This is a genomic window from Nocardioides rotundus (assembly GCF_019931675.1).
GTDB classification, from domain to species: domain Bacteria; phylum Actinomycetota; class Actinomycetes; order Propionibacteriales; family Nocardioidaceae; genus Nocardioides; species Nocardioides rotundus.
This window is the reverse complement of sequence record NZ_CP082922.1, coordinates 2,409,836-2,422,676: the sequence shown is the minus strand read 5'-3', so window position 1 is coordinate 2,422,676 and position 12,841 is coordinate 2,409,836. Positions and strand designations below refer to the sequence as shown.

10 protein-coding genes are annotated in these 12,841 nt (G+C 74.5%); 4 read left to right on the top strand and 6 right to left on the bottom strand.

Translation table 11 applies throughout. From position 1 onward, the window contains the following. Positions 1 to 5: 5 nt before the first annotated feature. Genes K8W59_RS12005 through tpx form a run of 3 tightly spaced genes read right to left on the bottom strand, consistent with a single transcriptional unit; the run spans position 6 to position 2,376 of the window. Positions 6 to 272 (bottom strand): DUF6752 domain-containing protein, encoded by a 267-nt coding sequence (locus tag K8W59_RS12005; RefSeq protein WP_223394121.1) that lies wholly within the window; start codon positions 270 to 272, stop codon positions 6 to 8. Next, positions 250 to 1,830 (bottom strand): TPMT family class I SAM-dependent methyltransferase, encoded by a 1,581-nt coding sequence (locus K8W59_RS12000; RefSeq protein WP_223394119.1) that lies wholly within the window; start codon positions 1,828 to 1,830, stop codon positions 250 to 252. Before K8W59_RS12000 ends, K8W59_RS12005 begins: the two co-directional genes overlap by 23 nt. Positions 1,831 to 1,884: 54 nt before the next feature. After that, entirely contained in the window at positions 1,885 to 2,376 is a 492-nt protein-coding gene (gene tpx / locus K8W59_RS11995) for a thiol peroxidase (RefSeq protein WP_223394117.1), read from the bottom strand. A 60-nt stretch (positions 2,377 to 2,436) separates the two neighbouring features. On the opposite strand from tpx, the gene K8W59_RS11990 reads away from it, so the two are divergent. Next, a complete protein-coding gene (locus K8W59_RS11990; protein WP_223394115.1) occupies positions 2,437 to 3,105 on the top strand; it encodes a lysophospholipid acyltransferase family protein in 669 nt (222 codons plus the stop codon). Between the two features lie 121 nt (positions 3,106 to 3,226). On the opposite strand, the gene K8W59_RS11985 is transcribed toward K8W59_RS11990, so the two are convergent. Further along, a complete protein-coding gene (locus K8W59_RS11985) occupies positions 3,227 to 4,405 on the bottom strand; it encodes a CaiB/BaiF CoA transferase family protein (protein ID WP_223394113.1) in 1,179 nt (392 codons plus the stop codon). Positions 4,406 to 4,464: 59 nt separating this feature from the next. Between K8W59_RS11985 and K8W59_RS11980 the strand changes: the two genes are divergently transcribed. Further along, positions 4,465 to 7,716, top strand: a complete 3,252-nt coding sequence (locus tag K8W59_RS11980) for an ATP-dependent helicase (RefSeq protein WP_223394111.1) — start codon at positions 4,465 to 4,467, stop codon at positions 7,714 to 7,716. Next, positions 7,713 to 10,934, top strand: a complete 3,222-nt coding sequence (locus tag K8W59_RS11975; RefSeq protein ID WP_223394109.1) for an ATP-dependent DNA helicase — start codon at positions 7,713 to 7,715, stop codon at positions 10,932 to 10,934. The genes K8W59_RS11980 and K8W59_RS11975 overlap by 4 nt, the downstream gene beginning before the upstream one ends. 6 nt (positions 10,935 to 10,940) lie before the next feature. On the opposite strand, the gene deoD is transcribed toward K8W59_RS11975, so the two are convergent. Beyond that, positions 10,941 to 11,654 (bottom strand): purine-nucleoside phosphorylase, encoded by a 714-nt coding sequence (gene deoD / locus K8W59_RS11970; protein ID WP_223394107.1) that lies wholly within the window; start codon positions 11,652 to 11,654, stop codon positions 10,941 to 10,943. A 31-nt stretch (positions 11,655 to 11,685) separates the two neighbouring features. On the opposite strand from deoD, the gene nudC reads away from it, so the two are divergent. After that, the gene (gene nudC / locus K8W59_RS11965) at positions 11,686 to 12,588 is read left to right on the top strand and encodes an NAD(+) diphosphatase (RefSeq protein WP_223394105.1); all 903 of its coding nucleotides are present in this window, start codon (positions 11,686 to 11,688) and stop codon (positions 12,586 to 12,588) included. Positions 12,589 to 12,597: 9 nt separating this feature from the next. Here nudC and K8W59_RS11960 read toward each other — a convergent pair whose 3' ends face one another. Beyond that, positions 12,598 to 12,840: a mycoredoxin gene (locus K8W59_RS11960; protein WP_223394103.1), complete on the bottom strand. Its 243-nt coding sequence runs from the start codon at positions 12,838 to 12,840 to the stop codon at positions 12,598 to 12,600. Position 12,841: the final 1 nt, after the last annotated feature.

Here is a 12,841-nt window from a genome sequence, read left to right as displayed (position 1 = left end):
GGCCCTCACACGCGTCGGTCGTAGTCCGCGAGCAGCCGGCGGATCCGCTCCTCGTCCCGCTGCTCCGGGGGCAGCAGGACCTCGACCACCAGGTCGGTCACGTCGGCGACCCGGCGGTTGAGCCGCATGTTCTCGGTGACCGCGGCCTCGAGCTCGTCCACCCGCTGGCGCAGCTGGGCGACCTCCCGCAGCGCCCGTCGTCCCGGGTGCCCGCCGGGCGGCGCCCCCGCCGGCTCGACCGGTGCGGCCTTACCTCTCTTGCGTCCGAACATCCGGGCTCACTCCCTCCATGCGGGCCACGAGTCGCTGGACCCGCGGATCGTCGTCGTCCCCGGTCCAGGGGACGGTCGCGGGCTCACCCGCGATGAAGCCGTAGGCCGCCAGCTCGCGGGCGACCTGTGCGGCGGGTACGACGTCGCGCCGCCGGCCGCCGGGCACGCCGCGGGTCTCGCGGGTGGCGAACTCCAGCAGCAGCGGGCCGCCGGACCCGCGCAGCGCCGAGCGGGCCAGCCGCCACAGGTTGTGCCGGCCGTCCTCGGTGAGGGCGTCGACCAGCATCCGCGCGCACACCGCCGCGTGGCCCTCCCGCGCCAGCCGGCCGCCGCGGGCGAGCACCTGCCGGGTGTCGTAGAGGTTGAGGTGTTCGAACCGGGCCGTCCCGACACCGGCCTCGGCCACCGCCTCGCCGGCCGCGCGCAGCGCGACGGGGGAGTAGTCCAGCCCCAGCACCGGCCTGCCTCCGGACGCCAGGAGCATCGCGTCCTCGCCGCGGCCGCAGCCGACCTCGACCAGCGAGCCGGCGGGGGCATGGTCGGCCACCCAGGCCGCGAAGCCGGACGGGCCGCGGCCGGGCGCCCGTGACCAGTGCTGGTTCCAGAAGCCGAGGTTGCGCCGCTCGCCGCGCATCCACCCGGTGGTGCGCCGGCGCGAGGTGCGCTCCCAGGCCGGCTTGAACGACGGGTCGGGCACCCGCCACCCGGGCCCGTACGCCGCCTCGAGGACGGCCGGGGCGTCGGCCGGTGCGGGGACCTCGCGACCCTCCAGCGTCACGCGGCCCCGTGGCAGCAGAGCGCTGTCGGGGAGCTCGGTCCGGACGTTGGGCATCATCAGCAGCTCGTGCTCGCGCCGGAAGCTGGTGAAGACGTCGATGGCGACCTGTCGGGCACCGACGACCTCCTGCGGGATCACCACCTTGAAGTCGGCCCCCGACATCCGCACGGTCCGCCACCCGGCGGCCTGGAAGAGCCGCTGGAGGGCATAGGACTCGCGGATCACCTCGAACGGGTGCTGCGAGGCGGCGAGGTAGGAGATGTCGGCGTCGTCGTCGTGACCGATGAGCCGACCGTCGCGGACGGCGCCCAGCAGGCAGCCGTAGGTCACGAACGCCTCGACACCGTGGTCGTCGAGCAGGCCGATGGCGGCCAGGATGCCCTCGACGACGTTGACCCGGTGCTCGGCAGGGATCGTGTCGAAGGTGCGCTGGAGGCGGCCGTGCTTGTCCAGCGCCAGCGGCTTGCCCCGCTCGGTGGTCAGGGTCAGCTCGCCGGACCCGCCGCCCAGCGAGGCCCGCGCGGTCAGCCGCTCGCCGGTGCCGACGTCGAGGAAGACCAGGTCGGCGGTGCCGTGCAGGTGTGGCTGCAGGTCCCGGGGCCAGGGGATGAGGAACTCGGTCTCGGAGAGGCGCCGCCCGTCCCTGGCGACGGCGAAGGACCAGACCCGCCGGCCGTGCAGCAGCATGCTGAGCCGGGCACCCGCGTGCCCGCGCACGAGCACGCCGCGGTCGTCCACGGCGACCGCGTGCACGTCACCTGTCGGCCCCCCGTTGTTCACCGGCCATTCATAGCACCCCGAGCGGCCCTCCGGGTGGCAGCGCGGCGCAGAGGGTCAGCCGAGTGCCGCGGTGGCGGCGTCGTAGTCGGGCTCCTGCCCGATGTCGGGGACCAGCTCGGTGTGCAGCACGGTGCCGTCGGTGTCGATCACCACGACCGACCGGGCCAGGAGCCCGGCGAGCGGGCCGTCGGCCATGGTCACGCCGTACGACTCGCCGAAGTCGGTGCGGAACGCCGATGCGGTCACGACGTCCTCGATCCCCTCGGCGCCGCAGAAGCGGGCCAGGGCGAACGGGAGGTCCTTGCTCGCGCAGATGACCTCGGTGTTGTCCAGGCCCGCGGCCAGCTGGTTGAAGTGCCGCACGCTCTCCGCGCACACGCCGGTGTCGACGCTGGGGAAGATGTTGAGCACCGTCCGCCGGCCCTCCGTGCGGGTCACGGCGGCGAGGTCGCTGCCGACCAGGTCGACCACCGGAGCGGGCTGTCCGGTCGCCGGGAGGTCGCCGACGGTGTTGACGGGGGTGCCTTTGAACGAGGTGGTTGCCATGGGCTCTTTCTAGCAGGCGGGGGGTGGCCGCACCGGCGCCGGGCAGGGGAGAATGCCGGAGTGCTCTACGAGGTCGTCAACCTGGTCATCCCACCCGTGCTGAAGGCGGTGTGGCGTCCCCGGGTGACCGGCCTGGAGAACGTGCCGAGCACCGGCGGGGTGATCGTGGCCAGCAACCACCTGTCCTTCGCGGACTCGGTGGTGATCCCGTCCGTGGTGCCGCGCAAGGTGGTGTTCCTCGCCAAGTCGGACTACTTCACCGGGACGGGGCTCCGCGGCGCCGCCTCCCGCGCCTGGTTCGGCGGCCTCGGGATGCTGCCGGTCGACCGGGACGACACCCGGGCCGCGATGGCGTCGCTGGACACGGCGCTGGAGGTGCTGCGCCGGGGCGAGGCGTTCGGGATCTACCCCGAGGGCACGCGGTCGCGTGACGGGCGGCTCTACCGCGGCCGCACGGGGGTCGCCGAGCTCGCGCTGTCGGCCCAGGTGCCGATCGTGCCCGTCGGGCTGCGTGGCACCCAGGACCTCCAGCCTGTGGGCTCCAACCTGCCGCGGCTGGCCACGGTGGACGTGGCGTTCGGAGAGCCGATCGCGGTCACGGGAGAGTACGACGGGGTGCCGCGCGGCCGGGCCCGGCGCGACCTGACCGACCGGCTGATGGAGCGGATCGCCGCGCTGTCGGGCCAGGAGCAGGCCGGGGTCTACAACGAGCGGCCGCCCGACGCCTGAGCCTCCACGGTGGGGGCCGGACGTGGATGGTGGCGCTGATCCCCCCGGACCCAGCGCCACCAGTTCGGTCAGCGTACTGGCATTCGTCCGGATGCTGGGCGAATCCGGCGAAGAATCTTCGTCACACGCGCCCGTCGTCCCCGCGCAGCCAGGCCCGGATCCGGTCCCCCTGCTGGTCCAGGAGCGGGGGAGCGGAGTGCTCCTCCCGGCCGCCGGAGAACGCCTGGTCGTCGAACCGCAGCGGCGAGCCCGGCAGTCGCAGCGTCCCGAACTCCGGGTGCTCGACCTCCAGCAGCAGCCCCTGGGAGCGGGTCTGCTCCCAGTCGTAGACCTGCGGGAGCGTGCGGACCCGCCCGGCGGGCACGCCGGCCCGCAGCAAGCGGTCCAGCCAGTCGTCGGCGCTGCCCTGCGACAGCGCCTGCTCGACGACGGCGATCAGCTCGTCGCGATGGGCGACCCGGTCCCGGTTGGTCCCGAAGCGCGGGTCCGCGGCGTCCAGGCCGAGCGCGGCGACGAACCGGGCCCACAGCCCCTCGGAGCCCACGGCCACCTGGATCGGGCCGTCGGCGGCACGGAAGACGCCGTACGGCGCGATCGCCGGGTGGTGGGAGCCCGACAGGCCGGGCTCCTCACCGCCCAGGGTCCAGCGGGTGCCCTGGAAGGCGTGCACGCCCACGACGCCGGCGAGCAGCGAGGTCCGCACCACGCGGCCGCGGCCGGTGCGCTCGCGCTCGTGCAGCGCCGCCAGGACGCCGTACGCCAGGTTCATGCCCGCCAGCAGGTCGGCGATGGGCACCCCGACCTTGGTCGGCTCGGCGACCCCGGTGACGCTCATCAGGCCGCCCTCGCCCTGGGCGATCTGGTCGTATCCGGCGCGGTCCGCCTCGGGCCCGTCGTGGCCGAAGCCGGTGATCTTGCCGACCACCAGCCCCGGGTTGAGCTCGTGCAGCCGCTCCACCGGCCAGCCGAGCCGGTCCAGGGTGCCGTGCCGGAAGTTCTCCAGGAGCACGTCGGCGCGCCGGACCAGCTCGTCGAGCAGCAGCGCGTCCTCGGGGTCCTTCAGGTCCAGGACCACCGACTCCTTGTTGCGGTTCGCGGAGTGGAAGTACGTCGAGTCGTGGGCGTCGTCCGGCCCCGGGTCCCCCGCCCACGGCGGCCCCCAGGCGCGGGTGTCGTCCCCGGAGGGCGACTCCACCTTGATCACCCGGGCACCCAGGTCGGCGAGCATCATCGCCGCCTGCGGTCCGGCCAGGGCACGGGTCAGGTCCACGACCAGCAGGTCGTCCAGGGGTGCGCTCACACGGGCACGCTACCGATTCCCGGACGCTGTCGGTGCCGGGTGGTTAGGTAGCCCGTGCCATGACTTCGACGCCGACTCCCTCCGACGCGGGCCCCCGCTACGTCCTCACCCGTCCCTCCGCCGAGACGGCCGTGGGGCCCACCCTCGACGCCCAGCAGCAGGCGGTCGTGGACCACGCCGGCGGCCCGCTGCTCGTGCTCGCCGGGCCCGGGACCGGGAAGACCACGACCCTGGTCGAGGCGATCGTCGATCGGATCGACCGGCGCGGCGCCGACCCGGGCTCCGTGCTCGCGCTGACGTTCTCCCGCAAGGCCGCCGAGCAGCTGCGGGACCGGGTCACCGCCCGGCTCGGGCGCACCGTGGCCAGCCCGGTCGCGTCCACGTTCCACTCCTTCGCCTACTCCCTGGTGCGCGCCTACGCGCCTCAGGAGCTGTACGACGCCCCGCTGCGGCTGCTGAGCGCACCGGAGGCCGACGTGGTGCTGCGCGAGCTGATGGGCGAGCACCCCGAGGCGGTGCGCTGGCCGGAGAAGCTGCGCCGGGCGGTCGGCACGCGAGGCTTCGCGCGCGAGGTGCAGGCCGTGCTCTCCCGCGCCCGGGAGAAGGGCATCGACGGCCACCGCCTGCGCGAGCTCGGTGCGGCCGAGGGGCTGCCGGAGTGGGAGGCGGCCGGCCTGTTCCTCGAGCAGTACCTCACCAACCTGGACGCGCAGAGCGCGATCGACCACCCGGACCTGATCCGGCGCGCCACCATCGAGGCCGAGGCCCACCGCGAGGAGCTGCGGGCCCGCTTCCGGCACGTCTTCGTCGACGAGTACCAGGACACCGACCCCGGGCAGGTCGCCCTGCTGCGGGCGATCGCCGGCGACGGGCGCGACCTGGTCGCCGTGGGCGACCCGCACCAGTCGATCTACGGCTTCCGCGGAGCCGAGGTGCGGGGCATCTTGGACTTCCCCCGCGAGTTCCCCCACGCCGATGGACGACCGGCGGACGTGGTCGCGCTGCGCACCACGCGCCGCTTCGGCGCCCACCTGCTGCTCGCCTCCCAGCGGGTCGCCGCGCGGCTCGGCCTGCCCGGCAGCATCCCCGAGGAGGCACGGCAGGCCTTCCTCGAGCCGGTCGCGGACGCCCCCGGGCTGGGCACCGGCCGGGTGGAGGTGCGCACCTTCGACACCGACCGGGCCGAGGCCGAGCACCTGGCCGACCTGCTGCGCCGGGCCCACCTGGAGGACGGCATCGGCTGGGACGAGATGGCCGTCCTGGTCCGCTCCGGCCGCGGGTCCATCCCCGGCCTGCGCCGCTCGCTGGGTGCGGCCGGCGTGCCGGTCGAGGTGGCCGGTGACGACGTGCCCCTCGTCGAGGACCCCGCTGTGCTGCCGCTGCTCGACGCCCTGCGTGCGGTGGTGCACATCGAGGTCGACGACCCCGAGCACGTGGACTTCATCGACCACAGTCGCGCCGAGGCGCTGCTCGTGGGGCCGCTGGGCGGACTGGACGCCGGGGCGCTGCGGCGCCTGGCCCGACGGCTGCGGGTCCGGGAGAAGGAGCGCGCCCACGCCGAGGAGCGCACGGCCCGCCCCTCGCGCGAGCTGGTGCGGCAGGTCGTCGCCGACCCCCGGATCCTCGACGGCGTCGAGGGTCCGGAGGCACACCGCGCTCGTGCCCTCACCGACCTGCTCGACCGTGCCAGGACCACGATGGTCGAGGGCGGGACGGCCGAGGAGGTCCTGTGGGCCCTGTGGTCGGGCACGTCCTGGCCGGCGCGGCTGCGCCGAGGCGTCGAGGCCGGCGGGGGAGCGGCTCGCCGGGCGCACCGCGACCTGGATGCGATCGTGGCCCTCTTCGAGGCCGCGGCCCGCGCCGAGGAGCGCCGGGACCATGCCGGGGTCCGCGCGTTCCTGGAGACCCTGGTCGCCCAGGAGATCCCGGGTGACACGCTCGCCGAGCGCGGGGTTCGCGGATCTGCCGTACGCCTGCTCACGGCCCACCGGTCCAAGGGCCTGGAGTGGCGGCTGGTGGTCGTCGCCCACGTCCAGCAGGACGGATGGCCGGACCTGCGGCGGCGGGCCACGCTCCTGCAGGCCGACCGGATCGGCACCGACGGGGTGCAGCCGCCGGCGAGCGTGCGCGAGCTGCTGATGGAGGAGCGCCGGCTGTTCTACGTCGCCTGCACCCGGGCCCGGCAGCGGCTGGTGGTGACCGCCGTGCAGTCACCCGACGAGGACGGCGAGCAGCCGTCGCGGTTCGTGGGCGAGCTCGGCGTCGAGCCCCAGCACGTGGTCGGGCGCCCGCCGCGGCCGCTGTCGCTGACGGGCCTGGTGGCGGACCTGCGGCGGACCCTGGCCGACCCGGCCACCGACGAGCCGCTCCGGCGTGCGGCGGCCCGGCGGCTGGCCGCGCTGGCGCGGGAGGCCGCCGGCGGTCGCCAGCTGGTGCCGCAGGCCGACCCGGCCACCTGGTGGGGGGCGCGGTCGTCGTCGCAGTCGCTCACCCCGGTCCGCGACCCCGATGCGCCCGTCCCGGTGTCCGCGAGCGTGCTGGAGCAGCTGATGGTCTGCCCCACGCAGTGGTTCCTCGAGCAGGAGGCGGGCGGCGTCGCGCGCGCCCACCAGTCCGCCAACCTGGGCCAGATCATGCACGCCCTCGCCGAGCGGGTCGCCTCCGGAGAGATCGTGGCCGGCCCCGAGGACGCCGACCTGCTGATGGAGCACGTCGACGCGGTGTGGGACCGGCTGGAGTTCCGCACCCCCTGGTCCAAGCTGCGCGAGCACGAGCGGATCCGCGTGGCACTGGAGCGGTTCCTGCGCTGGCACCACGCCAACCCGCGCGACCTGGTCGGCACCGAGGCCCGGTTCAGCACCGTCGTGGAGCTGCCCGAGGGCGAGCAGGTCACGCTCATCGGCTACGCCGACCGGCTCGAGCTCGACCACGACGGCCAGGTCGTCGTGGTCGACCTCAAGACCGGACGCGACGCCCCCAGCGGGCCGCAGGTGCTCAAGCATCGCCAGCTCGCCCTCTACCAGTACGCCGTCGACCACGGCGCGGTCGCCGATCGGCTCCCCGACGCCCGGGCCGGGGGCGCCGAGCTGGTCCAGATCGGCCTGACCGAGGAGGGTGACGCCAAGGTGCAGGTGCAGCCCGCCCACAGCGAGGACGGCCCCGAGCGAGATGGGCTGCGTGCTGAGCTGGCCGCGACCGCCTCCATGCTGCGGGCCGAGCGGTTCCCGGCCGTGGTCGGCGCGCACTGCCAGAAGTGCGCGTTCGTCTCGCTGTGTCCCGCCAAGAGCGCCGGGTCGGTGATCACCCGATGACCGCGGCCTTCACCCCCCGCCCGATCACCTCGCCCGAGGAGCTGCAGCAGGTGATGGGCACCGACTACGCCCCCAGCCCGCAGCAGTGGGAGGCGATCTCGGCGCCGCTGGAGCCGGCGGTCGTGATCGCCGGGGCCGGGTCGGGCAAGACCACGCTGATGGCCGCCCGGGTGGTCTACCTCGTGGTCACCGGCCAGGTGCGACCCGACCAGGTGCTCGGCCTGACGTTCACCACCAAGGCCGCCGCCGAGCTGCGCCAGCGGATCCGGGCGGCCCTGGTCGACGCGGGGGTGCTGGACGCGGAGCCTCCGCGCGGGGCCAGGGAGGACGAGGTCGAGGACGTCGTGGAGCCGACGGTCGCGACGTACAACGCCTATGCCGCCACGCTGCTCACCGACCACGGCCTGCGGATCGGGCACGAGCCGGACACCCGGGTGATCACCGACGCCTCCCGCTACCAGCTCGGCGCCCGCGCGGTCGACCGCTACACCGGCGAGGTCCGCCACCTCACCGACCACCCGCCCACCGCCATCCAGAACCTGCTCGCCCTCGAGGGCGCGATGAGCGAGCATCTGCGCACCGCCGAGGACGTGCGCCGGGTCGACGCCGAGGCACGGCGCGGCTTCGAGCGGGCGCTGGCCGAGGAGCTGGCCGGCAAGAACCGCAAGGGCCACCGCGAGGCCTGTGAGAAGGCGATCAACGCCATCGACCGCCGCGCGGAGCTGCTCGGGCTGGTCGAGTCCTACCGTCGGCTCAAGGCCGACCTGGGGCTGATGGACTTCTCCGACCAGATCGCACTCGCCGCGCGGCTGGCCGCGGAGCAGCCCGACGTCGGGGCGCTGGAGCGGGAGAGGTTCAAGGTCGTCCTCCTCGACGAGTACCAGGACACCTCGGTCGCGCAGGCGCTGATGCTGTCGCGGCTGTTCTCCGGGCCCGATCCCGAGCACGGCCGAGGCCATGCGGTCACCGCGGTCGGCGACCCCAACCAGGCGATCTACGGCTGGCGCGGTGCCTCGGTCTCCAACATCCTCGGCGTCCCCGAGACCTTCCCTGCCGCAGCCGGCGAGGTGGTGACCTACCCGCTGACCGTCAACCGGCGCTCGGACCGCCGGATCCTGGCGGTCGCCAACGAGCTGGCCCAGCCGCTCTACGACGCCCTGCCTCAGGTCCTGCCGCTGGAGCCCAAGCCGGGCGCCGCCGAGGGGGAGGTGCAGGTCGCGGTCTTCGAGACCCACCGCGAGGAGCTGGACGCCTTGGTGGAGAGGGTCCGCGAGGCGCACACCGACCGCTGGTCGGACATCGGCGTGCTGACCCGCGACAACGGCCACGCCGAGGAGGTCTTCGACGCGCTCACCACCGCGGGGATCCCGGTCGAGATCGTCGGCCTCTCCGGTCTGCTGCGGCTGCCCGAGGTGGCGGAGGTGGTGGCGGTGCTGCACCTCCTGCACGACGTCACCGCCAACGCCGCCCTGCTGACCCTGCTCACCGGGCCGCGGTGGGCGATCGGCCCCCGCGACCTGCGGCTGCTGGCCCAGCGCGCCGACGAGCTGGCCGGGGGCCGCGGGCGCTCGTCGGACCCGGCCGCCATCACCGAGGCGCTGGTCGCCATCGCCGACGGCATCGACCCCACGGAGCTGCCCGCGCTCAGCGACGCGCTGGAGGACCCGGGGGAGGACTGGTCCTACTCCGAGGAGGCGCGCGAGCGCTTCGCGCTGCTGGCGGCCGAGCTGCGGATGCTGCGCGCGCACGCGGGTGAGCCGCTGCTGGACGTCGTACGCCGGATCATCGACACCACGGGCGTCGACGTCGAGCTCGCATCCGCGGTGGGCTCGGCGGCCGCGGCCCGCCGGGACAACCTGGACCTCTTCGTCAAGGCGGTCGCGGAGTTCCAGGCGGTCGACGGTGACGTCACGCTGCCGGCCCTGCTCGCCTACCTCACCGCCGAGGACGACGCGGGCAACGGCCTCGACGTGGCGACCCCGACCGAGGCGGACTCGGTCAAGCTGCTCACCGTCCACCGGTCCAAGGGGCTGGAGTGGGACTCGGTCTTCCTCGCCGGCGTCGGCGAGACGAGGTTCCCGTCCAACCGGTCGCGCACGCTGTGGATCTCCTCCCCGGCGGTGCTGCCGGCGCCCCTGCGGGGCGACGCCCACGACCTGCCCCAGCTGCACGGCTTCGACAAGCCCGCCCTGGACGCCTACCGCCAGGCCACCCGGGACCACGACGCGGTGGAGGAGCTGCGGCTGGGCTACGTCGCCTTCACCCGGGCCGCCCACCGGCTGCGGATCAGCTCCTTCCTCTGGAGCGGCCGGACGACGCCGTTCGGCCCCTCGCCCTACCAGCAGGTGGCGCGGGAGTGCCTCGAGAGCTGGGGCGAGCGACCGGAGAGCTGGCTGGAGAAGCCGGCCAAGGGCTCGCCCAACCCGCTGGCCGACGAGGACACCTCCCGGCCGTGGCCGGTCGCCGGCGTCGGCGAGGAGGCGACGCGCAGGCTCGCCGCCGCCGAGCTGGTGCGGGCGAGCGACCCCGCCGGGGCCGACCCGGAGCTGGACATGGTCCAGGCCGCCAGGGTCGCGGAGTGGGACGACGCGATGGGTCGACTGCTGGCCGAGGCGCGTCTCGAGGGCGCCCGGGACCAGCACGTGCCGCTCCCGTCCAGCCTGTCGGCGACCGCGCTGGCCCGGCTCCGGGACGACCCGGAGGGCTTCGCGCGCGACCTGGCCCGCCCGATGCCCCGGCCGCCGGCTCCGGCGGCCCGGTTCGGCACGCGCTTCCATGCCTGGGTGGAGGCCCGCTTCGGGCAGCAGTCCCTGCTGGGCGCCGACGACCTGCCGGGCCGTGCCGACGCGGGGATCGACGACGAGTCCGACCTGGCCGCGCTGGTGGAGCGGTTCGAGGCCGGCGCCTTCGCCGAGCGGGCGCCGTACGCCATCGAGGCGCCGTTCGCCCTCGTGCTCGCCGGGCAGGTGGTGCGCGGGCGGATCGACTCGGTCTACCGCGAGGAGGACGGCTCCTTCCTGGTCGTGGACTGGAAGACCAACCAGGGGCAGACCGCCGACCCGCTGCAGCTGGCGATCTACCGCCTGGCGTGGGCGGAGCTGGAGGGCCTGCCGGTGGAGCGGGTGCGCGCGGCGTTCTACTACGTGCGCAGCGACGAGCTGGTCGTTCACGACGACCTGCCCGGCCGCGACGAGCTGGGAGCCCTGGTCAGCGGGTGAGGCGGCTCAGTCCGCGAACGCCGCGGAGAGCGCGACCTCGACCATCGTCTCGAAGGTCTCCTGGCGCTCCTGCGCGGTCGTCTCCTCGCCGGTGACGACGTGGTCGGAGACGGTGCACACCGCGAGCGCCCGGGCGCCCTTCCCGGCACACAGGGTGTAGAGCGCGCTCGCCTCCATCTCGACCGCCAGGACGCCGTAGTCGACCATCCGCGCGGTCAGCTCCGGCCGGGGGGAGTAGAAGGAGTCGCTGGAGAAGACCAGACCGACGTGCACCGCGGCCTCACCGGACAGGCGCTGAGCCGCGTCGTAGGCCCCGCGCAGCAGGCCGAAGTCGGCGACCGGGGCGTAGTCCAGTCCGTCGAAGCGGATCCGGTTCATCGAGGAGTCGGTGCAGGCACCCGACGCGAGCACCAGGTCGCGCACGGCCAGCCGCTCGGAGAGCGCGCCGCACGAGCCCACCCGGACGATGGTGGAGACGCCGTACTCGTCCAACAGCTCGTTGACGTAGATCGCCATCGAGGGCTGCCCCATCCCCGAGCCCTGGACCGACACGCGGCGGCCGCCCCAGGTGCCGGTGTAGCCGTACATCCCCCGCACCTCGGAGTAGCACTCGGCGTCCTCGAGGAACGTCTCCGCGATCCAGCGGGCCCGCAGCGGGTCACCGGGCAGGAGGACGACGGGGGCGATCTGGCCGGGCTCGGCGCCGATGTGGGTGCTCACCCGCGCAACCTAACCCAGTAGCGTTCCCGTGGTGAGCGACCGGACCCTCCCGCACCTGGCGCTGTCGGCCCACGCGCACAACCGCGAGGGCCTGCACCGCACCGACGACGCCTGGCTGGCCGAGCGCTGGGCCGACCCGTCGACCCGCGTGCTCGTGCTGGCCGGGGCGCGCCTGGAGCTGGTCGACGGCGCGCCGCGCTGGCTGTCCCCGGACGAGGCGCCCGACGGCGAGCGGATCCTGCTCGGCGATCGCGACGGCGTCACCCGGTTCGCGGTGCTGGTCGACCCCGAGGACGCGCCCGAGGGCGAGTGGGTAGGCCTGCGCGGCGCGTTCGCCCACCTCATGGGCCACCACGACGAGGCCCCGTGGCTCTTCCACGCGGTGGGCCTGGCCGAGTGGCGCCGGGTGACCCGGCACTGCCCGCGCTGCGGCGGTGTGCTGGAGCCGCGCCGCGGCGGACACGAGCTGCGCTGCACCTCCTGCGGGCGGCCGCAGTTCCCGCGCACCGACCCGGCGGTGATCATGGCGGTGGTGGACGACGAGACCGGCGAGGTGCTGCTCGGCCGGCAGGCATCCTGGCCGGAGAACCGCTACTCCACCCTCGCCGGTTTCCTCGAGCCGGGGGAGTCCTTCGAGGACGCGGTACGCCGCGAGGTGCTCGAGGAGGTCGGCGTCGAGGTCGGCCGGGTCGACTACTTCGGCAACCAGCCGTGGCCGCTGCCGGCGAGCGTGATGATCGGCTTCGTGGCGCACGCCACGAGCCGCGAGATCCACGTCGACGGCAGCGAGATCGCGCACGCGCGGTGGTTCAGCCGCGAGGACTTCGGCCGGGCGACCGAGTCCGGCGAGATCGCCGTACCGCAGGGCGTCTCGATCTCGTCCTCGCTGATCCAGGACTGGTACGGCGCCCCCGTGGAGTCCTCGGGCTGGTGACGCCGGGGCTCAGCCGAGCTCGGCGAGCTTCTCCTTCACCTGGGCCAGCGGCGGGTTGGTCATCGAGCTGCCGTCGCTGAAGACCAGGGTCGGCACCGTCTGGTTGCCGCCGTTGACGTCCATCACGATTCGGGCCGCGGCGGGGTCCTGCTCGATGTCCACGGTCTCGAACTCGATGCCCTCGCGCTGCAGCTGCCCCTTGAGCCGGTGGCAGTAGCCGCACCACGGGGTGCTGTACATGGTGAAGGTCATC